The sequence below is a fragment of the Rhizobium oryzicola genome (genome assembly GCF_030504645.1).
Classification (GTDB): domain Bacteria; phylum Pseudomonadota; class Alphaproteobacteria; order Rhizobiales; family Rhizobiaceae; genus Neorhizobium; species Neorhizobium oryzicola.
On the sequence record NZ_JAUKWQ010000001.1, the window covers coordinates 1,019,423 to 1,042,034 of the forward strand.

A 22,612-nucleotide genomic window follows, 5' to 3' on the forward strand; every position below is an offset into this window, starting at 1 on the left:
GCCAGGCATGGCGCGGCGGCATGGACGATGCGCCGATCAGCGCTTCAGACGGTAAGTCTGGTGGCAGGCGCTGCAGTCTGCGCCCAGCTTTTCGATGGCTTGCGCAACGCCCGCCTGGTCCGCCGGCATGGACGCCAGGATCGCATCTGCATCCGAGCCGAGCTTTGCGGCGCGTGCCTTGAAGTCTGCCATGTTCTGCCAGATGGCCGGTGCCGCGCTCGTTTCAAAACCGGTTTCGGAGCCTGCCGGGAACTGCTCCGGGAAAGCCTTGGCGGATTCGCTGATGGCCGAAAGCGATGCCTTCACCGTTGCCGCATCATAGGGCTTGGTGCCCTTGGCAATCGCACTGAGCGCGCCCAGCGAGCCGCCGACCTTCTTCATCAAGCCCTGGCGAACCACCTGCGGTTCACCGGCAGCGCTGGCCATGCCGGCAACGCCGGCGCCCAGACAGAGGGCAATCGCAGCCGCGATAACCACCTTGGATTTCATAGACACTCTCCCTTGGTCAGCGGCACTGCCGCTTTGAAAACGGAGGCATGATGGAGATTCCATCCGCTTGAAAGAAATCACGTTTTCTTAACGCGATCACACGCAAATGTGATCCCGACATCTTCACTTTCAACGCCTCAGCGTCAAGCTTTCCTGCCTGCCGAAACCCTGGATCTCGATGTGAGCAGCATGGAGGTTCAGAATGGCAAAGGCGTTTTCGGCTGGCGTATCCACCATGCCGCGAAAGTTGATGCACCAGGTGTTGCCGAAGCGCCCGAGATTGCCCTGATGGTTGTGGCCGCAAAGATAGGCGATCACCTGCGGGTTTTGCTCGAACAGCTTTGCCAGCCGCTGCCAATCCCATAGATTGTGATCGTGTTCGGGGTAGATGGGATAATGGCCCATCACGATGACCGGTTCGCCCGCTGCCTTCGCTGCGGCAAGTTCCGCCTCGATCCAGGCAAACTGCGTGTCAGTCAGCCCGGCGTTCCAGTCCATCGCATTGGCTGCACCCTCGGCTTTGAGGGCGAGCAGCCGGCGGCGCGCTTGTTCCTGTCGCTCCAGATTGTCGGCGGTGGCAAACAGGCTGTCCTCGCAGCCATTGATGATGAGGAAGCGGATGCCAGCCTTGTGGAAACTGTAATAGGGGGCCGGCATGCCGAGAACGGTGGGCAGGTCCGCGATCTTTTCCGGCGCGATCAGGTAATCGTGGTTTCCGGGCAGAAACAGGCACTCGTGACGCGATGGCGCATAGGCGGCCAAGGCCGGCGCGAAATTCTCAAAGCCGCGATCGATCAGGTCGCCCAGCGTGATGACGAAGGCAAGATCTTCGCCTTCGAAGGTCTCGATCGCCGCTGAGATCTTGGCGACGCTTTCGCGGAAATACCGGTTGAGCGCCGGGTTCGGATCCAGATCGGCATATTGGGGATCGGCGATCACGCCGATGCGGAGGAGGGGCTGTTCAGTCATGCTGTGCGAGATAGGCCGGATCGGTGACAGAGACGTGACAGGTGGCCGAAGCGATTGACCTCGTCAAGAGCGCAGACTATCCGCCAACCTTTTGGAGGTTTGCGATGATCGAACTTGATGTGCGGCCGGTGATGCGCAGCGATGGAGCCGAAGTGATCGAAGCCAATCGCGAGAGCGCCGCGCTTCATCACCCATGGGTCTCGCCACCAACGGACGATGCAGCCTTCGACAACTGGTTTGCACAAACTCTGACCGGCGCCAATGTCAGCCTGCTGGCGCGTATCAAGGCAACGCGGGAGATCGTTGGGGTCTTCAATCTCAGCAATATCGTGCTTGGCAATTTTCGCAGTTGCTATCTTGGCTATTACGGCATGGCGCCATTGGCCGGGCAGGGCTTAATGACGCAGGCGCTCGGCCAAGTGCTGCATCACGCGTTCGATGAGATCGGCCTCAACCGGGTGGAAGCTAACATCCAGCCGGGCAATGAGCGTTCCATTGCTCTGGTGCAGCGCTGCGGTTTCCAGAAGGAAGGCTTCTCGCCCCGCTACCTGAAGATCAACGGCGCGTGGCGCGATCATGAACGCTGGGCAAAGCTTGCGGAGTGAAGGGGCCACCGAAACACCGCCCACCAAAACAAAACGCCCGGCGGAAACCACCGGGCGCTTCACATCGAAAATCAACAAGCGGCTTACTTCGAAGCTGCTTCGTAGAGTTCCAGGACGTAGTCCCAGTTGATCAGGCTGTCGACGAAGGCTTCCAGATACTTCGGACGCGCATTGCGGTAGTCAATGTAGTAGGAGTGTTCCCATACGTCGACGCCGAGGATCGGGGACGCGCCGTGAACAAGCGGGTTTTCGCCGTTCGGGGTCTTGGAGATGACGAGCTTGCCATCCTTCAGGGAAAGCCAGGCCCAGCCGGAGCCGAACTGCGTGGTGCCGGCAGCGATGAAGTCAGCCTTGAACTTGTCGTAGCCGCCGAGATCGCTGTCGATGGCAGCCTGCAGCTTGCCCGGCAGCTTGTTGCCGCCGCCGCCCTTCTTCATCCACTTCCAGAAATGGACGTGGTTGTAGTGCTGGGCAGCATTGTTGAAGAGACCCTGATTGGTGCCGAAGGACTTCTTGACGACTTCCTCGAGCGACAGATCCGCCATGCCGGCTTCAGCGGCCAGCTTGTTGCCGTTGTCGACATATGCCTTGTGATGCTTGTCGTGGTGGTATTCCAGCGTTTCCTTCGACATGAAGGGCTGCAGGGCTTCGTAATCGTAGGGGAGTTCGGGAAGTTCAAAAGCCATGAAATCATCTCCTCTTGGCATCGAGTTCGAAAAGCGTGAGGTGACGGGAACATAGGCGTGCGACCGGCAGGTGGCAACCTGTTCCCGAACCAAAATTCAAGACGGTGTTGACGGAACTTCAGACGTTAGCTTGCAGCTGCGTTGGGCAAGGGAAAGTTCCACTCGGAGACCGGCTTCATCACTTCCTCGCAGGCTGCCAGGAAGGTTTCCTGGTCAACGCCGGGCTTCTCGATTACGGTTTCATCATTGCAGATGGGCTGGAACATGTCCACCAGCTGAGATTCTCTGATGAGTAGCTCATATCGCATCTGCTTATTATCTTTTTCAGGAGGCGAATTACTTGAATCATTAGTTGGTAAGGGAAGGGCTTTGTAAGTAAACGAGAAGCTCTCAATGTAATCATTTTTTTGTAATGCAGGCCAATTGTTCGCCGCAAAGCGCGCTTTCTTAAAGCTGCTTGACCGACCATTAAGCAGTGGATGCTTTTCCGCCTCAAGTTTTTTCAAATCAGCTAAAGACGGTTGTTGTTTTCCTAAAATATTTCGGTATGCATTAACAAAATCCGCTTCTAGATAATTAAGTATCCGATGCATATTGCGTGGCGAGAAGCATACGTGTGGTGAGCGTAGTGCAAAATAAGTCAGATGCATCTGCCAGCGCTCGATAATAGGATCTATTTGCGGGTTCGGGTTCAGGTTGAAGGAGATGCCCGTGTAAATGAGAACGTCGTTATAAAATACACCATAAATACCTTTGTTCCCTGAAAATTCGCCGGGAAGGCGAACTGCTTCCAGATTAGCAAAATCAGGTTTGCCCTTTCTAAGAGGGATTTCATGCAGCTCAAAAAGCGATTTGGCAGGAATTATTTGGGAATTCATTGTATTCTCCAGTAGAAAAATGTCGCTCCACCAGAAGTGTCCAAAGCTACTAAAAATGCGTTTAGGTTGCGATAGAAAGGTTGTTCCTATCCATATTTCCCTAAATGATTGCGTCGCGCTTCTGCTCTCAGCGGCATCATTGGTTGGGCCCGCTCATGCCCAATCGGACGATCAGCTCAACGGATTCGCGATGGATATCGAGCGCAAATGCCGAAGCTCCGTCGAGGAATACAAGCTCTTGTCGAAGCCTGCCTTCCTGGTCGATCCGCTGGGCTCCGAGAGCTACGGCGTGGCGCTTGCAAGGGAAACGGACCCCTCCGCTCGACCGGATACGGCCTGGCTCTGCATCTACTCACGTGCCACGCAAAAGATCGAAATGATCGATCTCTCAGATAGCAAGCTGAACTTCGAGTCGACGCCCAGCACGCTTCCGGAATTCAGGAAGAAGTAATCTTCGAGGTTGCCTTAAAGGCGCTCTGTTTGCTTAATGCTCGCATAGAGAGCAGAAGCAGCAAGCGCTGTGCCAGCCGGCGCTGACCGGTGAGGATGAGCCGCACCGGCCGAGGCAAACGGCTTTGCTTTCGAACAGGAGTGATCGCAATGTGGGTTATGCCGCTTAGCATCACACTTATCCTGAGGAAAATCCGCACGAGCTGGCAAGTGATCGTGCGGGTCAATATCTTAGGATAAGCAAACGCGAGCCGGGAGCGCGAACTTCCGGCTCACACCTGTAATATAGCATAACAGTTATAGCGTTCAATCCTGCGCCAGCTCAGCGCTTACGCCGCCGCTTTCGCGCCGGCCCTTGCCCAATCCATGTAAAGCTCCAGCGCCTTGCGGCCGACCGGGCCTTCCTGGAAATTCTTGTCATCCAGGCGTGTGACCGGAACGATCTTGGAATAGTTGCCTGACGTGAAGATCTCGTCGGCGCTCTCGAAATCCTGCACGGTCAGCGTGCATTCGCGCACCTCGTAGCCGCCGGCGCGCAAGAGGCCGATGACGCGGGAACGGGTGATGCCGGCGAGGAAGGTGCCGTTCGGCACCGGCGTCATGACAACGCCGTCCTTGACCAGGAAGATGTTGGAGGAGGCGGTTTCCGCCACATTGCCGTTCATGTCGCGCATCAGCGCATTGTCGAAGCCGCGGCTCTTCGCCTCGATGATGGCGCGGCCGCTGTTGGGATAGAGGCTGCCGGTCTTGGCACCGGTCATCGCCACTTCCGGGTTCGGGCGGCGGAACGGCGATACGGTGATGGAGGATGGTTTTGCCGTATGCATCGCTGCCTCAAACAGGCAGAGCGCGAAACGTGTCGAGTCCGGATCGGCTGCAACAACCGAGAAGGACGAGCCGTGCTCGGCCCAATACATCGGCTTGATGTAGATGGCGGTCTTGCCATCGAACTTCTTGACACCCTCCCAGGCCAGCCGCTCGATCTCTTCCGCCGCCATGACAGGCTTCATGCCCATGGCGGTTGCTGAGCGGTTGACCCGCTGGCAATGCAGGTCAAGGTCCGGCGCGATGCCATCGAACCAGCGGGCGCCGTCGAACACCGTCGTGCCAAGCCACATGGCATGTGAAGTCGGCCCGATCAGCGGCGGGTTGCCCGAGATCCATTCGCCATCGACATAGGTCCAGGTGGTGCTGCGGGGCGTGGTATCGACGGGCATCATTTTCTCCTCAAACGGCTATAATCCGCTGAGTGAAGGCCCACACACGCGGGTGGTCAAGAATTTTCTGCCCGCCGTGAAAGGATAGAAAGAATATTGCTGGTAAACCCTGCTCTGTTGAAATCCCGCTGCTTTACCCACCAGAGGACCGCATGGGCACATCACATTTGGTGATCAATCATGCCTCACGGTTGCCGTTGCGCTGGAGGTGGCGGCAGCAGCGGCGCGTTGTCGCTCTTCAGGCTTTGCGGCGACCTGCTGTCCATCGGGTGGTTGCGGTCGATCAGGGGAATGCTGAGCACAATGGCGATCAGAGCCAGGATCAACAGAAACCATGTAATACGCATAACGCCTCGCTCCCCCGTTCGCGGATCATTTTATAGATAGCTTACGGATAGGGCACAAATTCGATCACTTGGTGATGATCTGGCGCAAAGTCCTCATCAACCGACTTTCCCCTTCAGCGCCAGAAAGTCCAAGAGCGCACGAACCCGCGACGGAAGCGGCCCGCCCTGTCCCACATAAACCGCGTAAAAATCCTCCCGGTCATCCGGGTTGAATTCTTCCAGAAGCGGCACGAGCCGGCCGCGCGCAATGTCCTCCCGCAAGACGAATTCTCCCATGCGCACGATACCAAGGCCAGCGAGTGCCAGTTGCCGCATGCCTTCGCCATCATTGACCTGCACCGGGCCTGACGGCGTTACGGAATAGGGCTCGCCATCCACGCTGAAAGCCCAGTCGCGCAGGCTGCGGCTGTAGGAAAAGCGCAAGAGCGAATGCGTCTCCAGATCACGCGGATGGGTCGGCATGCCGCGCCGCTCCAGATAGGTGGGAGATGCCGCGACCACCATGCGCGTGGAGCCAAGCTTGCGCGCCACAAGGCTGGAGCTCTTCAGGGGGCCGGTACGTACCGCGACGTCGGCATGGTCAGCCATCAGATCGATCACGGCGTCGGTCTGGGCGATATCCAGGGTGACGCCGGGATAGAGCGACAGGAATTCCGGCAGAAGCGGGTTCAGAACATGGGTGCAATAGACGGAGCTGCTGTTGAGCCGAATGCGCCCCACAGCCTCGACGGACGATGCCGCTGCACGCTCCGCATCCTCGATGCTGGCGAGAATGGTGGAGGCGCGTTCGAAGAATTCCCGGCCCTCCGGTGTCAGCTGAAACTGCCGTGTTGAGCGGATGATGAGGCGCACGGCAAGCCGCTTCTCCAGCCGCGTCACAAGCTTGCTGACCGCTGACGGAGTCATGCCAAGGCTGCGGGCCGCGGCGGAAAAACCGCCCCGCTGCACCACTTCCACAAACACCTCCATCTCGCCGGAGCGATTGATATCCCATCGAGCCATTTTTGAATTCAAATCACAAATGATGTTCCGGAAGGCAGTCTACGGAACGGAATATGAATCTTCTATCTCTGCAACAGAGAATTCCTCAATGATCATCTTAAGCGCTTCATCTCCCAAGGAGAAACCGCATGCCACTTGCTCTTTACGCCCTCGCAGCCGGTGCCTTCGGTATCGGCGTCACCGAATTCGTCATCATGGGTCTGCTGCCGCAGGTCGCCGCCGATATCCACGTCTCGATCGCTACCGCTGGCCTTCTAATTTCGGGCTATGCGCTCGGTGTCGTCGCCGGCGCGCCTGTTCTCACCATCCTCACGGGCCGGCTACCGAGGAAGTCCGTACTGATCGGCCTGATGCTGATCTTCATTCTCGGCAATGCCATCTGCGCGCTGGCGCCAAGTTATGCCATCCTGATGGCAGCCCGCGTCGTCACAGCGCTTGCCCATGGCACCTTTTTCGGTGTCGGCTCGGTCGTCGCCACCAAGCTGGTGACGGCAGACAAGCGCGCTTCCGCCATTGCGCTGATGTTTACCGGGCTCACCGTTGCCAATCTACTGGGCGTACCCTTCGGCACCTGGCTCGGCCAGCATTACGGCTGGCGGTCCACCTTCTGGGCAGTCTCGCTGATCGGCGTCGTGGCGCTTGCCATTATCACCAGCGTTTTGCCGCGCGAGAGCGAAAGGCCGGAGGCATCCAACTGGCGCGAAGACCTTGCCGCGATCCTGCGCGTGCCCGTTCTGCTCGGTCTGCTGACCACCGTGCTCGGCTATGGCGGCGTCTTTGCCCTCTTCACCTATATCGCGCCCCTGCTCACCGACATCGCATACCTGCCGGAAAATGCTGTCTCGCCCATCCTTCTGGTCTTCGGCGGCGGCATGATTGCCGGCAACATCCTCGGCGGCAAGATGGCGGATCGCAGCCTGAAGGGCACCGTGCTCGGCACGCTGGCGGCGCTTTTCGTCGCGCTTGCTATCACGCCGCTTGCCTTCCAATCGGCATGGTCAACGGTGGCCATCGTCGGCATCATCGGTATCGCAGCCTTTGCCACCGTCGCGCCGCTGCAGATGTGGGTGCTGGGAAAGGCCAAGGGTGCGGGCGAACAGCTGGCTTCCTCCTTCAACATTGCCGCCTTCAATCTCGGCAATGCGCTGGGTGCCTGGGCGGGCGGCTATGCCATCGATCATGGTCCTGGCCTGTCCAGCGTGCCTTATGTTTCGGCGTTGTTCCCGGTCGCCGCGGTGATCGTTGCGCTGTTGGCGATGAAGGACGATCTACGGCAGGATAAGGCCGCTCTTTCGGCCCGCTGAAACGGCGTTCGGCTTGAAGCTTCCGCTTTGAGGCCCATGTTAGTCGGGCCTCTTTTTTTGACCGGTGGTGACCGGTCCATTCTCCCAAAGGAGTTCCTCATGCATCTTGTAAACGCCAATGGCGCCCAGATTCCGGCGCTTGGTTTCGGTACCTTCCGCATGCCCGGCGCAGATGTGCTGCGCGTCGTACCGAAAGCCATCCAGCTCGGCTTCCGCCATGTCGATACGGCGCAGATCTATGGCAACGAAGCGGAGGTCGGTCAGGCGATCCACGATTCCGGCGTCTCCCGTAGCGATATCTTCCTCACGACAAAGGTCTGGGTGGATAAATACCGCCATGCCGATTTCATCGCTTCCGTGGATGAAAGCCTGAAGAAGCTCAAGACCGATTATGTCGACCTGCTTCTCCTGCACTGGCCGCAGAGCGATGTGACGCTTGCTGAGCGCATGGGCAACCTCAACGAGGTGAAAAAGGCCGGGAAGGTGCGCAATATCGGCATTTCCAACTTCAACATCGAGCTGATGAACGAGGCGGCAAAGTTTTCCGACGCGCCCATCGCCACCAACCAGGTGGAGTATCACCCTTACCTCGACCAGTCGAAGCTGATAGAGGCGGCGCGCAAGCTCGGCATTTCCATCACCGCCTATTACCTAATGGCGGACGGCAAGGTGCCGCAGGACGAGATCCTCAAGGAAATCGGCGCGCGCTATGGCAAGACACCGGCACAGATCACCCTGCGTTGGGCCGTGCAGCAGCCGGAAATCATTGCACTTTCCAAGACGGCGACCGAAGGCCGCCTGATGGAAAATTTCGATGTCTTCGACTTTGCCCTGACCGATGAGGAAATGGCGGCGATCCACCGGCTTGCCAAGCCGGATGGCCGCATCGTCAACCCCGGCCACCTGCGCCCGCCGCACTGGGATTGAGTAGAGGCCAATCCTCCTGGCATTGGTGGGAAAGCGCGGTCGTCGCGACCGCGCTTTCCCCACGTCGTTCGGCTGCTTCATGGTGCGTATATCGCGGCCGGAAATGCGCTAGCGGCAGCTAGCGCGGCTCAGCATATCATTGACGAGGATGGGCGTTGCCGCCATCTGCCCCCAGCGGCTCTTTTCCGTATGCGCAAATGCAGCAAGGGCGGCCTCGCTGGAAATGCCGAGCGGCCGCGCGCAGGTTTTTTTGACCAGCAGGCCCGTGGCCTCCCCAACGCCGGCCAGATAGGCCATTGCCGCATTGCGCGCGGCAGTCTCTGAAGACGAGCGCTGGATCAACTCGACCACCTGAGCGACCGAGATTTCTCCGGCAGAGGTTGTGGGCGCTGCCTTTGCCGGTGCGGTGCAACCAAGGCATGACAGTGTCATCAGCATTGCGCATTTCATGTTCATGGATTGAACTCCGTTATCGTAAAACAACAATTCATAGCTATCAGGTCGAATCAAATTATTGTCAAACAATAATTATGATGTATAAGAGGCGCGACTTGGACGGGAGAATTGACCGTGAAGAACGCCATGGCCTCAGCTGTTTCGCATGATCTCCACTCCGTGAGTGGAACTTTGGTGCTGTCGTCTCGGGCGCGTACAGCGTTCGGCGCATTGGCAAGTATAGCAGCCTGCTTGGCGGTATTGCTTCCTGGACTTGCGATCGGCTACTGGCTGTTCGACGGCGCGCCTTTGGCCGGGAAATACCTCATGCGCGTCGTCGCTATCCTGACGGCGCTATTGCACCTGTTGCCGCTCAGCTGGGGCCTTTTGCGACTGCGGGTCTGCCTGAAACGATTTTCAGCCGGCCGTCCCTTCGACGTTGAAGGGATCGCCGGCTTGCGTGACTTCGCGCTTGGCGCGGTGCTCAGCGCGGTGGCGAAGCCAGTTGCATCCATGCTGTTGATGCTGGCGCTGAGTTGGGAGGCAGGGCCGAAGCGGATCGTCATCGAGATCAGTTCGGAGGTGATGATCCTCGCCTTGTTTGCTGGCGTGGTTGCAGCACTGGCCTGGGCCATGCAAAAAGCCGCTCAGCTTGCCGAAGAAAACAGCCAGTTCGTTTGATAGCGATGCCGATTAAAGTAAACCTTGCCGTGATGTTGGCGCGGCGGAATGTGAAATCGAAGGAACTGGCCGAGTTCATCGGCATCACCGAAGCCAATCTCAGCCTTCTCAGACAGGGAAAGGTCAAGGGCATCCGCTTCGATACCCTCGACGCCATCTGCCGATACCTGGATTGCCAGCCGGGCGACATCCTGGAATTCGAGCCGACTTCCAGCTCGGAGTAGCTTCTCAGGCCATGAGCGATTTAGGTGGTCACCGATTTCGGCTCGAAATCCGTGATTCATCCTTCGCGTCGAACCCCACGCGCAGCACCAGCTGCGCGCCCATCCCATAGAGCGCGATGACGGTCAGCCAGATCGCGCCGGGCCAGACCATCCGCAGGGAGAGATAGAGGCTTGCAAAGGCAAGTGGTGCGCCGATGGAGGCGAGCGCGACGGCCGATTGCAGAACCCCCTGGAACTGGCCTTGCTCGGCCTCGCCGACCTTCCGTGTGGCGAGCGATTGCAGGGCGGGGATGCCGATGCCGCCGAGCGCCAGGACGGGCATGGCGGCGAACACCATCCAGCCTTGTGTCGCAAAGGCGAACACGCCAAGCGCTGCACAGGCGCAGGCAATGCCCGTGAGGATCGCCTTGCGTTCGCCGAGCAACTTGGCGGCAGGCCCGGCCAGAAACGCCTGGGCAAGCGTCTGGCACACCCCATAGGCGCCGAGCGACAGGCCGATCCAAAAGCCGTTCCATTGAAATGTGTCGCTTCCCCACAGCGCCCAGCAGGTGCCATAGGCTTCGTCGAGGCCACTGAACAGGAAGAAGATGAGGATGAGCGGCAGGAGATCCTTCATGCCCAATGCCCAGCGGAGAGGCCGGAGCGGGTTGAATGTGGCCAGATCGATCTTGTCCCGGTCGGGCGCTCTGGTTTCCGGCAGGGCGAAAAAGCAGAGGATGAAATTCAGGCCGGTCAGCGCAGCGGCGGCAATGAAGGGCAGTCTCACCCAGTGGTCGCCCAGCAGCCCGCCCAGCACAGGGCCTGCGATGAAGCCCATGCCGAACATGGCGTTCAGCAGGCCGAAATGCTTTGCTCGCGTCTCCTCGGGCGAGATGTCGGTGATGTAGGCGGCGGCAACGGAGGTATTGGCGCTGGTGAGACCGGCCAGCGCCCGGCCGAGCAGCAGCAGCCACAGGCTGGAGGCATAGGCGAGGAAGAGATAGTTGATCATCGCGCCGGCAAGCGACATCAACAGGATGGGGCGACGGCCAAGCCTATCGCCGAGCGCGCCGAGCAAAGGCGAAAAGAGGAATTGCATGGCCGCATAAAGGGCCATCAGGATACCGATATATGCGGTGACATCGCTTGCATGGGTCACATCATGCAGAAGCGAGGGCAGGATCGGGAAAATCAGCCCGATGCCGATGGCATCGAGCACGACGGTCATCAGAATAAGGGGGAGAGATCTGGTCATAGATTGGGTCATGCGACGGCTCCAGGCGCCGGCAGACGACACGATGATGCGCGCGTTGCGGACGTCCATTCAAGCCCGATCAAACGGGCAGAGGTTTCAGGGAGTCGCTGGCCGCGCCACGAAAAACGTGGCCCGACGTGTGCTTGACCGCATGGACGGTAATTCGTCCACCTGCTTCCTCTCGCCATCGGCGGATCAAGGTAAGCGGTCGCTTTTCGCGATGGCTGAGTGGTAATTCGGGTTGAGGACGCCGTCAAGTATGGGACCGAGACCCTGCCTTTTGCGACGGCTGTGTCACTCCTTGCGTGTCGTCCCCTCGCGGGCCATGCCCAAAAAGGCTTTCATCGCGGCAGATTGGTTGCGGCGTCCGGGATAATAGAGGCAAAGGCTGGCGATGGGCGGCGTCCAGTCTTCCATCAGGCGGACAAGCTTGTTCGTCGCGAGATCGTCGAGCACGCTTTCTTCCATGAAGCAGCCGATGCCGATCGCTTCCAGCACGGCAGTGCGTGCCACGCTCGTCTCGTCCAGGGTGAGGCTGCCCGGCACATCCAGTTGCACGGTTTCGGCTCCCTTTTCGAAGCGCCAGCGGAAGAGGGAGCCATCCGGCAGGCGGACGCGGATGCAGCGGTGATGAAGAAGATCCGGCGGCGCATTCGGTCTGCCGTACCGTTCCAGATAATCGGGCGCGGCGACAATGGCATAACGCTGCGGCAGACCGAGCGGAACGGCAATCATGTCACTGGGCACCAGCGTTGCGACCCGCACGCCGATATCGAAACCTTCGGCCACGATATCCACCAGCCGCGCATCCGTCACCAGATCGACCTGCACATCCGGGTAACGGCGAAGAAAGCGCGTCACCAGCGGCGATATGATCTGCCGGGCGGCAAAAGGGGCCGCATTGATGCGGATCATGCCGCTCGGCTCGTCACGCCTTGAGCGCACGGCCTCAAGCGCCGTCTCCATGCCCTGAAGCGCGGGGCCGACCTCTTCCATGAAAAGCCGTCCTGCATCCGTCAAGGACACGCTGCGCGTCGTCCGGTTGAAAAGCCGGACGCCCAGATGGCTTTCCAGCCGCGCCACCATATGGCTGAGAGCTGTCGTCGACATGCCCATGTCAATGGCCGCCGCGCGAAAGGTTCCCCGCCGCGCAATGGCCATCACCGCGTTCAGTTCGTGCAGGCTGGCTCTTTCCATTGTCCCGTTTTCCTCATCTCTTCATCCCGCATTATCCCGGTTATGGCTGATGATGCAAAGCCCTATCTTGTCTCCACCGGCTCAACAGATGGAGATGATGATGACCTTGCCCGAGAGCATTGAGGCCTACTTCGCCGCAGACCACGCCCAAGGACCTAACGCCTTGCTGCCCCTGTTCACCCCGCACGCCGTCGTCTCGGACGAACACATGCGCCACGATGGCATTGCGGCGATCACGGCCTGGTGGACGGCCGCGAAGGAGAAATACAGGCACAGCACGGAGCCGTTGGAGGGTAGCCAAACGGATGGCGCACACATTGTTCGCGCCAAGGTGACGGGGCAGTTTCCCGGCAGCCCCATCGTTCTCACCTACCGCTTCCGCCTCGACGGCGAAAAGATCACGGCACTGGAGATCGGCTGATGGAAAACTTCATCCAATTGAACGGCAAACGCGTGCTGGTCACCGCCGGAACCAAGGGGACTGGTGCCGCAACCGTGGATTTGTTCCGCCAACTGGGCGCTGAGGTGATCACCACGGCCCGCGCCCGGCCGAACGAGATCTCAGACAGTGCATTCATCTCCGCCGATCTGACAACTGAGGAGGGATGCGAAGCCGTAGCGGGTGCCGTCCGCGAGCGGCTGGGCGGGGTTGATGTCATCGTCCACATGCTGGGTGGATCATCGGCGCCCGGCGGCGGCTTTCAGGCCCTCATCGATGACGAATGGCGAAAGGAGCTGGATCTGAACCTGTTTCCGGCCGTCCGCCTCGATCGGCTGCTCGTGCCCGGCATGGTGGCGCAGGGCAGCGGCGTCGTCATCCATGTGTCGTCCATTCAGCGGCTGCTGCCGCTGCCCGAGGCCACGACGGCCTATGCGGCAGCCAAGGCGGCGCTCTCCACCTATAGCAAGAGCCTCTCGAAGGAGGTCTCGCCTAAGGGTGTCCGTGTGCTTCGTGTTTCGCCCGGCTGGATTTTGACGGATGCCTCGGTGCAGCTGGCGGATAGGCTGGCAAAGGCGGCAGGCACGGATCTCGAAGGTGGCAAGACGCTGATCATGGATGCGCTCGGCGGCATTCCGATCGGCAGACCGTCCAGTCCGGAAGAGGTCGCCAACCTGATCGCCTTTCTGGCATCGGACCGAGCCGCAACGATTACCGGCGTCGAATACATCATCGATGGCGGCACCGTGCCGACCGTTTGAGACCGTGACCGGTGCGACGCTTTGAACCTCGCGCCATCGAACACGGTCAGCAGTCGCTTTTCGCAACGGCGATTGCTGATCGGGGCGAAGGATGCCCTCAAGCTTTTGGAGGGAGGGCAGGGGAACGATGGAGGTAGCAGGGGACATAGGGGCGCCATCAGGAGACGTTCCTAGCTCACGTTGTTTGGCTCGCAACATGGCCGAAATGGCTACGCAGCATTCGTTCGATGCCCCGCAGTAGGTCCACTTTATCTGCTAAAGTCAAAACGTCTTCACTCCGGACCCTATGCCCTCACGTCCGGCAAGGGCGCGAAAGTCGGCCAACTCTTCGGCGCAGCCACCAACGAGGCCGCGCTCGCCACCGATTTCGCGCTTGATCTCACCGGCGTGTTCGAACTCACCAAGATCGGCGTCGCGGCGGCGGCGCTCGCAGGCGGCAACGATCACCGAGGGCTGGTGTTGGCATGTGAGGCAGTGAGGGTCTAGATACCCTGAGACGGGTCTACCAACGCCCTCTTCTTCTGCGCCTCCCGGTGCGACGAAATTTTCTTTGTAGATGGCCCTTCATTGCTATCCAGATTCTTCAATCTATCGGAGGCTTGGCAAAGTTCCGAAAGCTTCTCCAAGAGATCGGCGGGTGACGATAAGATTTTTTGGTTGTTTTCGAGGTGTATCAATTCGCGCTGCGTCAACGTCCTCACTTGTATCACCGGACCAGATTTGGATGTTATTTTCACCAACAGGATTGATCCAGCTTGGATCGCCGCGTTCGGGATGTTCTCCACCGCCTTGAGCAGCCGAGCTACCGCCTCAGATTGCTTCTTGTCGATATCTGCCTGAGGCTGTCCCAATCCCTTGAGTTCCACAGCTCTCTCAATTTTTTCCAGGCGCTCAATAACTTCTGGCTGCGTGGCAACTTCGACAGTTTTCGCAAACCACTTTTTGAACCAAGAACCCCGAATAGGCGGAAAATCATCGCTGATTTCGAAATCAAAAGCTTCAAGAAGTTTGCTAATTGCTTCGCTGACATCTTCAACCGCTCGGTCGGGAGTGTCAGACAAATAAACGCGAAGCGGGACAAATCTAGAAATCTTCACCGCTGCGGCGTCAATTCCGAGTGATTGAATCGCAAGCCATTCATGAGTGCCGGCGCTGAGATCGGCGTTCTTTTGAGCAAGACTTTCGACGGACGAAATGACCTCATTGAGCTTTCCGCGAACGTCCTCAATCTGTTTTCCAAGGCCCTGGTTGAGTTCAGATTGCTTGCCTTGAAACTGAGAAAAGTCGCGCGTTAAACGCTCCCAACGATGTTGGCTCCTGCGCGCGATCCGATCCAATAGAAACTCGAATTCGTCGTCAGAAAATCGGCGCTGCTTCTCGAAGGCTGTGCCACGTCTTTTATGATCGCGAAAGTATCGGCTTAACAGGTAGAGGGTCTCCCCGTCATCGACCCCATCTGAACCAACGAATGCCAAACTCGCAAGAATTTCTACACGGGCAATTCGACGAAGTAATTCTTCGTATCTATCATCCTCTCGTGAAACCAACGCACCGCTCCCTCGCAAATTATGCCCGTGACCGAGGCTATAGCAGTTCGGTCAATACTTGAGAACAATGATGGGAAGGCCGAATGAGATTCACCATCCAGCGTCCCGATCTCGGGAAAGCGCTTGCCGAAACCGAGAAAGATATCGAATGCGCTGTCACGTCGGGGATGCGCGACGCTACTGATAGTCTAAAACAAGATCTCCGCGAAGATGTCGTCGCGGCCTGGCTCGGTGAACGGTAGTCGCGGGCATGTCGGGGAAAACCTTCCCCGAGGTGGGCGAGAGCGCCGAAGCCGCAGCCTGTTTCTCGTCGCGGGCACCAAAGATCGTCGATGCCTTTGACCGTGACGTGGTCATCCGCTCCTCGCACGGCCTGTTCCTGGCAATCCCGACCGCCGCCGCTGGCGAGAGCGGACGGAATGCCGTTGACTCGTGCGAAAAGACCGAGCCGGGAGGCTGGAAGCGGCAGACCGGGCTGAAGCTTCTATCGCTGCAGGTGCGGTATGTGCTGGGTCGCGCAACGCTGACCCACAGAATTCGAGCGATCAAATGTCTGCTTCGGGCCGAAATCCGTCCTTGCGCCAAATGCGGATGCTGATCGGCTCATCGCTCTATGTTCCACCGCTCGGCGCCAGCAGCGGAACTCTACACCTTGACAACCGAAGTCTGCGTCACAGATCCCGGAACGTTGATCTTCTGCCAGATGATGCGGATCAGGGGATGTCTATGTCGCTTCGGAAAACAGTGTCATTTTTCGTCATGCTGCTTTCTGCCGGCGTGGCCCATGCGCAGTACCAGATGATCAGCCCGATGCTGTACGAAGGGCCGCACATCAGCCTTCAGGATCACGCCAACCGCTTCCCATCAAAGCCGTCGGCCAGCGACACAGTCTCGCTTGACTATCGCCCGGATCCTGCCCGCCGCCGCCAGAATATCGCGCATTTCGTCGCGCAGACCCGGATGAGCAGTCCGGCTGACGCGGACAATCTCGCTCAGATGTTCAGCGCGCGCGATATTCTCGAAGACATGCGTGCGCCGCTTGGCAAGGCGGGGCTCAGGATCGACAATGTCGCCGATGCCTACGCCATGTGGTGGATCGATGCATGGCAGGCGAGCCGCGGTATCAACGAGGATGTCGATCGGCAAAAGGTCATAGCTGTTCGGGATCAGGCCGCGCATGCCTTTGCGCAATCCGGCAGTTTGCGGGGCGCGAGCGACGCGGCCAAGCAGGAGATGGCCGAAGCGCTGCTTATCCAGGCCCTGCTGATTGAAACCGCGATGGAGCAGGCCAAGGACAATCCCGCTGTGCTCCCACAACTGGCAAAAGCCGTGGCGCTTGGTGCGAAGGGGATGAACGTCGATCTGTCGCGTATGACGCTGACGGCGAACGGCTTTGTTCCTGCGAAGTAGAAACACAGGCGCTTTTGCCGAAGAGCCGCCCTCTGAAAGGGAAAAAACGTGATCAGCACCAGCGGCTGACGGGCAGTGCTGCCGCGCCCGTCCGCCTCACACATGCTCCGCTCTGAACCCCGCAAGCTCCATTTGCGCCTCCTCGGTCCATAGACCCAGCGCCTTCAGGATTTCCACCGTGAAGGTAAAGGGCGAAGTGCCGGGCGCGGTGATGATGTCGTGATCGGAGACAGCCTGCGGCTGGTCGCGGTAATGCGCCTCACCTGTATAGGCCGGGTAGGCCTTGTGAGAGTCGAGGCTGTTGCCGGTATGGGAAACGTCGTTGAGGATGCCGGTGCCGGCTAGCGCGCTGGCGGCGGCGCAGATGCCCGCGACGATCTTGCCCTTGGCGCGGAAGGCCTCTACCAGCGGCGCCAGATCCGGTGCCGTGCCCTTTTCCCAGCTCATGCCGCCGGGAATGACAAGAGCATCGAAGGTAGCCGGATCAAGCGCCGCAAAGCTCAGATCCGGCGTGACCTTCAGCCCGCCCATGGAGGTGACGGGGGAACCATCCGGCGATGCCGTCACGATCTCGACGCCGAGAAAGCTGCGTGCCACCGCCATCAGCAGCGCGCATTCCCAATCCGCATAGTCATCAGCAAGCGTAATGGCGATCCGTGTCATGAGCTATCCTCCTGATTGGGCCGGTCACGCCAAAGGCTGCAGGAAGCGCATGCCGGTCACCGGGCGCGGAATGAAATCCATCTGTTCGTAGAAGCGATGGGCGGCGAAATTGCCGGTCGCGGCGCTGACGGAAAGGTAGTCGCAGCCTTGTGCGCGGGCACAATCGCGGGCACGGGAGACAAGATGCTGGCCGATGCCATGACCGCGGTGGCCGTCGCGCACGAAGAGGTGGTGCAGGTCCATGCCGCGCTTGGCTTCCTGCGCCCTGTAGAGCGGAACGAGGATGGCGTAACCAATAAGCTCGTCGCCGGTATCGGCCACAAGCGCCTGGATCCAGGGCAAAGGGCCGAACAGGTCGCGCTCCAGCTTTTCCGGCGTCATGGCCGATGCATCGCCATGGAAGGCCGCCAGCAGCGACATCATCTCGTTCAGTTCCGGCAGGTCGCGCGGTTTCGCGACGCGGATATTCACGACGGAGGGGCGGGGAAGGGTAATTTCGGTGTCTTCGGTCATTGCGGCATCCTCTGGTTCTTTGGTGCCGTCAGGTGCCGTTTGATACAACAAAGCCGCCTGACGGCGGCTTGTTGACAAAGTGATCTGTCGAGCCGCCCTTTACAGGTAGGCCCAAAAATACGTGGCAGAAATGGGTGCGCGTACGATCATCATGGACAGGTTTGTGCGCTGGAATGATGGCGATGTCAAGGGGCGATGTGGCTGGTCATGCGTTGCCGCTATGATAGAATGAGTGCGGAAGCGAGGATACTCTATGGGAACGACCCGGCGTCTCAATCTCGATATTTCTGAAGAAGCGGCGGATCTGGTCCGCGACCGCGTTAAGAAGGGCGAATATGTCTCGGAAGGCGCTGTCATTGAGGCGGCGTTGCATCTGCTGCGCGAGCGGGATGACGAACTGGCCCTCAGGCTGGACGAGATCCGGCGGCGTGTCAGGCGGTCGCTTGAGGACGAGAAGCCGGCCGTCAGTGCCGATGACGCGGAACGACAGCTGACGCAATTCATGGAGTGTCACACCCGGCCTGCTTCATGATTCAGAGACTGCCGGTAAACTATCGCGCTGCGGCGCTTTCCGATCTGCAGGAAATCTATCTGATCGTGCTGGAAATCAGCCATAACAGCGTTACAGCGCGCGGTTTCGTAGAACGGATCATGGCGCGATGTCTGCGGATTGGGGCTGCGCCGAAAGGTGGGCGAAAGCGCGAGGATCTTCATCCGGATCTCTACACTGTGCCATTCGAGCGCAAGGCCGTGATCGCCTATGTCATTCGTCACGACGCGGTTGAAATTACCAATATCTTCTATGGCGGACGGGACTATGAGGCGCTTTACCGAGACGTGCCGGAGCCGGAATGACCAGTCTCAATGCTCGTGGTCGCACAGCCCGTGGTCGGACAAAGCACGGATCACATAGCAGTCCTCGATCCGGTGGCCGCCGTCGCAGTGCGAGACGATACGCTCCAGTTCATGTTCGAGCTTCTTCAGCTTTTCGATTTTTTCGCGAACGCCGGAGAGGTGCACGGCCGCAATGCGATCGGCATTTTCACAAGGCGCTTCCGGGTGCTGGTTGAGGGCAATCAGTTCGCGGATCATGTCGATCTCGAAGCCGAGATCACGCGCATGGCGGATGAAGGTCAGCCGTTCCAGATCGCGGCGGGTATAGCGCCGCTGGTTGCCTTCGGAGCGTTCCGCTTCCTCGATCAGGCCCATCTGCTCGTAATAGCGGATTGTTGGCACCTTCACGCCGGTGCGTCTGGCCATTTCACCAATCGAAAGCATGATCGCTCTTCCTCACGTAAAGCTCTAGTGTCTAGAGATATTATGTGAGGATAGGCGGTCTGAATTCAAGGGTAAGATGGAGCGTCCCTCAGGCCTCTTCGGTCTCGCTGCTTGCGGCAGAAACAGTCGCCTCACCGGCGCTGCCGTTCGTCCCCTGCAAGTGGAGGGCGGCCTGAACCTGCTGGCGGATGGCTTCCTCGATCCTGGTGCGTGCCTGGGCGTCCATCGCCTTCAGATCATCTTCCGACAGCTTGTTGTCCTCGAGATATTTTTCCCGAATGCGCTCGGCGAGCGTCATGTTCGAAAGGCTTTGGAATTCGCTGGCGGCCGAGCTATCGGGTGATGCGCCATTCTTGCCGGTCGCGGAACTTTCACTCTCTGCACCGCCTGCGTTGTCCTGTGCGGACATCAGATCCCAAAGCTGGCTTGAAAGCTTCAATGCAGCCGAACTTGTGCTGGCCGAAGAATTGCCCTCTTCCCAGTCGGGGCTGAAGACCGACCTGCGGGAGCCGTTCGACATTGCGTTGTCTTCGAGATCAAGGCTCTTCGATGAAGGGGCAGACTGGCGCGTGCGGTAAAGCGAAGCGACGGAATGAGCACTGGTACTGGAGATGATTGTCATGGGACTCACGGCCTCCGGTGGATCGTGCCTCAAGCTTCACAATGAAAACCTGCGTGAGCCTGACGTCTTTGGAACAAGGAAACGGTGCCGGCGGCTGCCGCCGGCAAGGGGCTAGAACTCGGAATAGACAGTCTCGACATGCTCGACGACGACGGAGCTTGCCGGACTGGAAGGCGTGGCGGGCTGGGTCGCGGCATCGCTGCTGCTTTCGACTGCCCACAAGGCGCTGGCCAGTGAAGACGAGAGCAGGGTGCTGCTGCCCGTAATCGCTGAATCGAAGCGCTTGCGCGTCTCTGGTTCTCGCTGTACGGGTTCCTCGGTCTTGCGATCGATGCTATAGGTTCGCGGGGCGTAACCGTACCCGTTCAGTCCGCTCTGAATCTGCATGGCGGTCTGTCCATTGGTTGGTTTGATTAACTCCTTCTTAACCAATGAAGCTTGCGCGAGGCTTGCGGCGCCCCGTGTCTGCGAAGGCATGACCTATTGACAGATTCGTGAACTTGCCGGTTGTGATTGCTGTGCTTCGCCAGTGGTTTGACCAACCGCAAAACGAAAGAAGCCCGCCAAATTGGCAGGCTTCCTCTCAATCAAGCTGGTATGGCCGGCGGTTACATCTTGCCCGCCACTTTCAGTGCAAAGGCGTATTCGAAAGCGATTTCTTCCAGCCGCTGAAAGCGGCCGGACTTGCCGCCATGGCCGGCCGCCATATTGGTCTTCAAAAGGAAGGGGCCGGCCTCCGGGGCGCGGTCGCGAAGCCTTGCGATCCACTTGGTCGGCTCCCAATAGGTAACGCGTGGGTCGGTCAAGCCGGAAATGGCGAGGATCGGCGGATAGGGCTTGTTCTCCACATGATCATAAGGGGAGTAGGCGGCGATCCACTTGTATTCCTCTTCCGAGTCCAGCGGATTGCCCCATTCCGGCCATTCCGGCGGGGTCAACGGCAGCGTGTCGTCCAGCATGGTCGTCAGCACGTCGACAAAGGGCACGGCGGCAATGATGCCGGCAAACTTTTCCGGGGCCAGATTGGCGACAGCCCCCATCAGCATGCCGCCGGCGGAACCGCCTTCGGCAATGATGTTGTCGTAGGAGGTGAAACCTTCTTTCACCAGGTGGTCGGCGGCGGCGATGAAGTCGCGGAAGGTGTTCTGCTTGTGCTCCATCTTACCGTTTTCATACCAGGCAAAGCCCTTGTCCTTGCCACCACGGATATGCGCGATGGCATAGACGAAGCCGCGATCGGCAAGCGACAGGTTGTTGGTGGAAAACGAGGCGGGGATCGTTACGCCATAGGCGCCGTAGCCGTAGAGCAGGCAGGGGGCGGAACCGTCGAGCTTGGTATTCTTGTGGTAGAGCAAGGAAACCGGCACCAGCTCGCCATCATGCGAGGGCGCCATCACCCGGCGGGTCACATAGTCATCCGGGTTGTGGCCGGAGGGCACTTCCTGCGTCTTCAAAAGAACGCGCTCACGGGTCGCCATGTTGTAGTCGAACAGCTGGCTCGGCGTCGTCATGGAGGAATAGGAGAACCGGATCACATCGGTGTCGTATTCGGCAGCACCGTGCAGACCCAGCGAATAGGCTTCTTCCGCAAAGGCGATGGCATGTTCTTCGCCCGTCTTGCGATCGCGCACCACGATGCGCGGCAGGCCCTCGCGCCGCTCCAGCCAGACGAGGTGGCGGGCATAGGCGGTGTGGGAGAGGATCAGGCGGCCCGGCTCATGCGGTACCACATCCGTCCAGTTCTCTTTGCCCGGCGCGTTGAAGGGTGCGGAGACGATCTTGAAATCCTTGGCGCCATCGGCATTGGTCAGGATGTAGAAGATTTCGCCACCTTCCGTCATGGAATATTCCACGCCTTCCTCACGCTCTGCCACCAGAACAGGCTCGGCGGTCAGGTCGCTTGTGGAGAGCAGGCGGTATTCCGAGGTCTCGTGATCGTGGATGTCGATATAGATCACATCATCCAGCAGCGAGCCGCCGACACCCATGAAGAAGCCCGGATCGGTTTCCTCATAGACCAGCCGGTCGGCCGATTGCGGCTGCCCAATAATGTGATGGAAGACCTTGGACGGACGATGGTTCTCGTCCTGCAGCGTGTAGAAGAAGCTCCTGCCGTCAGGCGCCCAGACGCCGCCGCCGGCGGTGTTCTCGATCACATCCTCCAAGTCTTCGCCGGTCGCCAGATTGCGCACCCGCAGCGTGAAATATTCCGAACCCTTGTCGTCATAGCCCCAGATACCATGGCTGTGGTCGCTGGACTGGCCGAGACCGGCCAGGCGGAAGTAATCCTTGCCCTCCGCTTCCTTGTCGCCATTGAGCAGGACCTGCTTCTCGCCGCCATCGCGCGGCGTGCGGAAGTAATGCGGTTGTTCGCCGCCGGTCACGAACAGCGTGCCATAGGCAAACGGGCCTTCCTTGACGGGAACGGACGAGTCATCCTCCTTGATGCGACCCTTCATCTCGGAAAACAGGGCTTTCTGCAGGTCGGCCGTGTCGCCAAGGGCGGCTTCCATATGGGTGTTTTCCGCTTCCAGATGGGTGCGGATCGCGGGGTCCAGAATGGATGGATCCTTGAACATCGCCTGCCAGTTGTCGGCGCGCAGCCAGGCATATTCGTCGGTACGCGTGATGCCGTGATGCGTATCGCTGTGCGGCTTCTTTTCGGCCTTGGGCGGTGTGGGAAGGTTCTGGAAAACGGCTTTGGAACGGGCCAAGGGAATACTCCGGCATCGAC

Annotated in this window: 31 protein-coding genes; 14 read left to right on the forward strand and 17 right to left on the reverse strand. The window is 59.2% G+C overall.

Annotated elements, in window-relative coordinates; genetic code table 11:
* Positions 1-36 precede the first annotated feature (36 nt).
* Positions 37-489: a c-type cytochrome gene (locus tag Q2T52_RS04985; RefSeq protein WP_302075552.1), complete on the reverse strand. Its 453-nt coding sequence runs from the start codon at positions 487-489 to the stop codon at positions 37-39.
* Between the two features lie 129 nt (positions 490-618).
* Positions 619-1,458: a metallophosphoesterase gene (locus Q2T52_RS04990; protein WP_302075553.1), complete on the reverse strand. Its 840-nt coding sequence runs from the start codon at positions 1,456-1,458 to the stop codon at positions 619-621.
* A 104-nt stretch (positions 1,459-1,562) separates the two neighbouring features.
* On the opposite strand from Q2T52_RS04990, the gene Q2T52_RS04995 reads away from it, so the two are divergent.
* Positions 1,563-2,063, forward strand: coding sequence for a GNAT family N-acetyltransferase (locus Q2T52_RS04995; RefSeq protein ID WP_302075554.1), 501 nt, complete (start codon positions 1,563-1,565; stop codon positions 2,061-2,063).
* An 83-nt stretch (positions 2,064-2,146) separates the two neighbouring features.
* Here the strand turns inward: Q2T52_RS04995 and Q2T52_RS05000 are convergent, their stop codons facing one another.
* Together Q2T52_RS05000 and Q2T52_RS05005 are read right to left on the reverse strand one after the other, a co-directional pair.
* Positions 2,147-2,749 (reverse strand): superoxide dismutase, encoded by a 603-nt coding sequence (locus tag Q2T52_RS05000; RefSeq protein ID WP_302075555.1) that lies wholly within the window; start codon positions 2,747-2,749, stop codon positions 2,147-2,149.
* A 125-nt stretch (positions 2,750-2,874) separates the two neighbouring features.
* On the reverse strand, positions 2,875-3,627 hold the full coding sequence (locus Q2T52_RS05005) for a hypothetical protein (protein ID WP_302075556.1): 753 nt from the start codon (positions 3,625-3,627) through the stop codon (positions 2,875-2,877).
* A gap of 190 nt (positions 3,628-3,817) precedes the next feature.
* Here Q2T52_RS05005 and Q2T52_RS05010 point away from each other — a divergent pair, with 190 nt between their 5' ends.
* A complete protein-coding gene (locus tag Q2T52_RS05010; RefSeq protein WP_302075557.1) occupies positions 3,818-4,078 on the forward strand; it encodes a hypothetical protein in 261 nt (86 codons plus the stop codon).
* A 328-nt stretch (positions 4,079-4,406) separates the two neighbouring features.
* On the opposite strand, the gene Q2T52_RS05015 is transcribed toward Q2T52_RS05010, so the two are convergent.
* The 3 genes from Q2T52_RS05015 to Q2T52_RS05025 all read right to left on the reverse strand — a co-directional run bounded on the left by Q2T52_RS05015 (position 4,407) and on the right by Q2T52_RS05025 (position 6,643).
* Positions 4,407-5,294: a branched-chain amino acid aminotransferase gene (locus Q2T52_RS05015; RefSeq protein ID WP_302075558.1), complete on the reverse strand. Its 888-nt coding sequence runs from the start codon at positions 5,292-5,294 to the stop codon at positions 4,407-4,409.
* 185 nt (positions 5,295-5,479) lie between these two features.
* Positions 5,480-5,641, reverse strand: coding sequence for a hypothetical protein (locus Q2T52_RS05020; protein ID WP_302075559.1), 162 nt, complete (start codon positions 5,639-5,641; stop codon positions 5,480-5,482).
* A gap of 96 nt (positions 5,642-5,737) precedes the next feature.
* Positions 5,738-6,643: a LysR family transcriptional regulator gene (locus Q2T52_RS05025; protein ID WP_302075560.1), complete on the reverse strand. Its 906-nt coding sequence runs from the start codon at positions 6,641-6,643 to the stop codon at positions 5,738-5,740.
* Between the two features lie 128 nt (positions 6,644-6,771).
* Here Q2T52_RS05025 and Q2T52_RS05030 point away from each other — a divergent pair, with 128 nt between their 5' ends.
* Together Q2T52_RS05030 and Q2T52_RS05035 are read left to right on the forward strand one after the other, a co-directional pair.
* Positions 6,772-7,947 (forward strand): MFS transporter, encoded by a 1,176-nt coding sequence (locus Q2T52_RS05030; protein ID WP_302075561.1) that lies wholly within the window; start codon positions 6,772-6,774, stop codon positions 7,945-7,947.
* 99 nt (positions 7,948-8,046) lie between these two features.
* Positions 8,047-8,874, forward strand: coding sequence for an aldo/keto reductase (locus Q2T52_RS05035; protein ID WP_302075562.1), 828 nt, complete (start codon positions 8,047-8,049; stop codon positions 8,872-8,874).
* A 108-nt stretch (positions 8,875-8,982) separates the two neighbouring features.
* On the opposite strand, the gene Q2T52_RS05040 is transcribed toward Q2T52_RS05035, so the two are convergent.
* Positions 8,983-9,330: a hypothetical protein gene (locus Q2T52_RS05040; RefSeq protein ID WP_302075563.1), complete on the reverse strand. Its 348-nt coding sequence runs from the start codon at positions 9,328-9,330 to the stop codon at positions 8,983-8,985.
* Positions 9,331-9,444: 114 nt separating this feature from the next.
* Here Q2T52_RS05040 and Q2T52_RS05045 point away from each other — a divergent pair, with 114 nt between their 5' ends.
* Positions 9,445-9,990: a hypothetical protein gene (locus Q2T52_RS05045; RefSeq protein ID WP_302075564.1), complete on the forward strand. Its 546-nt coding sequence runs from the start codon at positions 9,445-9,447 to the stop codon at positions 9,988-9,990.
* A 5-nt stretch (positions 9,991-9,995) separates the two neighbouring features.
* On the forward strand, positions 9,996-10,214 hold the full coding sequence (locus tag Q2T52_RS05050; protein WP_302075565.1) for a helix-turn-helix domain-containing protein: 219 nt from the start codon (positions 9,996-9,998) through the stop codon (positions 10,212-10,214).
* A 28-nt stretch (positions 10,215-10,242) separates the two neighbouring features.
* Here Q2T52_RS05050 and Q2T52_RS05055 read toward each other — a convergent pair whose 3' ends face one another.
* Positions 10,243-11,448 (reverse strand): TCR/Tet family MFS transporter, encoded by a 1,206-nt coding sequence (locus Q2T52_RS05055; protein WP_302075566.1) that lies wholly within the window; start codon positions 11,446-11,448, stop codon positions 10,243-10,245.
* A gap of 294 nt (positions 11,449-11,742) precedes the next feature.
* The gene (locus tag Q2T52_RS05060) at positions 11,743-12,645 is read right to left on the reverse strand and encodes a LysR family transcriptional regulator (RefSeq protein WP_302075567.1); all 903 of its coding nucleotides are present in this window, start codon (positions 12,643-12,645) and stop codon (positions 11,743-11,745) included.
* A gap of 100 nt (positions 12,646-12,745) precedes the next feature.
* Here Q2T52_RS05060 and Q2T52_RS05065 point away from each other — a divergent pair, with 100 nt between their 5' ends.
* The 3 genes from Q2T52_RS05065 (at position 12,746) to Q2T52_RS26805 (ending at position 14,331) form a co-directional block, all read left to right on the forward strand.
* Entirely contained in the window at positions 12,746-13,066 is a 321-nt protein-coding gene (locus Q2T52_RS05065; protein WP_302075568.1) for a nuclear transport factor 2 family protein, read from the forward strand.
* Positions 13,066-13,845: an SDR family oxidoreductase gene (locus tag Q2T52_RS05070; protein WP_302075569.1), complete on the forward strand. Its 780-nt coding sequence runs from the start codon at positions 13,066-13,068 to the stop codon at positions 13,843-13,845. The genes Q2T52_RS05065 and Q2T52_RS05070 overlap by 1 nt, the downstream gene beginning before the upstream one ends.
* 180 nt (positions 13,846-14,025) lie before the next feature.
* Entirely contained in the window at positions 14,026-14,331 is a 306-nt protein-coding gene (locus Q2T52_RS26805) for a DUF2190 family protein (RefSeq protein ID WP_367187278.1), read from the forward strand.
* Here the strand turns inward: Q2T52_RS26805 and Q2T52_RS05080 are convergent.
* On the reverse strand, positions 14,328-15,392 hold the full coding sequence (locus Q2T52_RS05080; RefSeq protein ID WP_302075571.1) for a hypothetical protein: 1,065 nt from the start codon (positions 15,390-15,392) through the stop codon (positions 14,328-14,330). The genes Q2T52_RS26805 and Q2T52_RS05080 overlap by 4 nt on opposite strands.
* A gap of 83 nt (positions 15,393-15,475) precedes the next feature.
* Between Q2T52_RS05080 and Q2T52_RS05085 the strand changes: the two genes are divergently transcribed.
* The 3 genes from Q2T52_RS05085 to Q2T52_RS05095 are packed head-to-tail and all read left to right on the forward strand — an operon-like array spanning position 15,476 to position 16,802.
* Positions 15,476-15,634 (forward strand): hypothetical protein, encoded by a 159-nt coding sequence (locus Q2T52_RS05085; protein WP_302075572.1) that lies wholly within the window; start codon positions 15,476-15,478, stop codon positions 15,632-15,634.
* 8 nt (positions 15,635-15,642) lie between these two features.
* Positions 15,643-15,990 (forward strand): hypothetical protein, encoded by a 348-nt coding sequence (locus tag Q2T52_RS05090; RefSeq protein WP_302075573.1) that lies wholly within the window; start codon positions 15,643-15,645, stop codon positions 15,988-15,990.
* Positions 15,984-16,802, forward strand: a complete 819-nt coding sequence (locus tag Q2T52_RS05095; protein WP_302075574.1) for a DUF6683 family protein — start codon at positions 15,984-15,986, stop codon at positions 16,800-16,802. Before Q2T52_RS05090 ends, Q2T52_RS05095 begins: the two co-directional genes overlap by 7 nt.
* Before the next feature lie 96 nt (positions 16,803-16,898).
* Here the strand turns inward: Q2T52_RS05095 and Q2T52_RS05100 are convergent, their stop codons facing one another.
* Together Q2T52_RS05100 and Q2T52_RS05105 are read right to left on the reverse strand one after the other, a co-directional pair.
* Entirely contained in the window at positions 16,899-17,465 is a 567-nt protein-coding gene (locus Q2T52_RS05100; RefSeq protein ID WP_302075575.1) for a type 1 glutamine amidotransferase family protein, read from the reverse strand.
* Positions 17,466-17,489: 24 nt separating this feature from the next.
* Positions 17,490-18,056, reverse strand: a complete 567-nt coding sequence (locus Q2T52_RS05105) for a GNAT family N-acetyltransferase (protein ID WP_436799487.1) — start codon at positions 18,054-18,056, stop codon at positions 17,490-17,492.
* Positions 18,057-18,231: 175 nt separating this feature from the next.
* Between Q2T52_RS05105 and Q2T52_RS05110 the strand changes: the two genes are divergently transcribed.
* Together Q2T52_RS05110 and Q2T52_RS05115 are read left to right on the forward strand one after the other, a co-directional pair.
* Positions 18,232-18,510, forward strand: coding sequence for a hypothetical protein (locus Q2T52_RS05110; protein WP_302075577.1), 279 nt, complete (start codon positions 18,232-18,234; stop codon positions 18,508-18,510).
* Positions 18,507-18,833, forward strand: coding sequence for a type II toxin-antitoxin system RelE/ParE family toxin (locus tag Q2T52_RS05115; protein ID WP_367187279.1), 327 nt, complete (start codon positions 18,507-18,509; stop codon positions 18,831-18,833). The genes Q2T52_RS05110 and Q2T52_RS05115 overlap by 4 nt, the downstream gene beginning before the upstream one ends.
* Positions 18,834-18,839: 6 nt before the next feature.
* On the opposite strand, the gene Q2T52_RS05120 is transcribed toward Q2T52_RS05115, so the two are convergent.
* The 4 genes from Q2T52_RS05120 to Q2T52_RS05135 all read right to left on the reverse strand — a co-directional run bounded on the left by Q2T52_RS05120 (position 18,840) and on the right by Q2T52_RS05135 (position 22,592).
* Positions 18,840-19,256 (reverse strand): MerR family transcriptional regulator, encoded by a 417-nt coding sequence (locus Q2T52_RS05120; protein WP_302075578.1) that lies wholly within the window; start codon positions 19,254-19,256, stop codon positions 18,840-18,842.
* Positions 19,257-19,344: 88 nt separating this feature from the next.
* On the reverse strand, positions 19,345-19,878 hold the full coding sequence (locus tag Q2T52_RS05125) for a hypothetical protein (protein ID WP_302075579.1): 534 nt from the start codon (positions 19,876-19,878) through the stop codon (positions 19,345-19,347).
* Between the two features lie 111 nt (positions 19,879-19,989).
* Positions 19,990-20,265: a hypothetical protein gene (locus Q2T52_RS05130; protein ID WP_302075580.1), complete on the reverse strand. Its 276-nt coding sequence runs from the start codon at positions 20,263-20,265 to the stop codon at positions 19,990-19,992.
* A 221-nt stretch (positions 20,266-20,486) separates the two neighbouring features.
* Complete coding sequence (locus Q2T52_RS05135; RefSeq protein ID WP_302075581.1) at positions 20,487-22,592, reverse strand: S9 family peptidase; 2,106 nt, start codon at positions 22,590-22,592, stop codon at positions 20,487-20,489.
* Positions 22,593-22,612 lie beyond the last annotated feature (20 nt).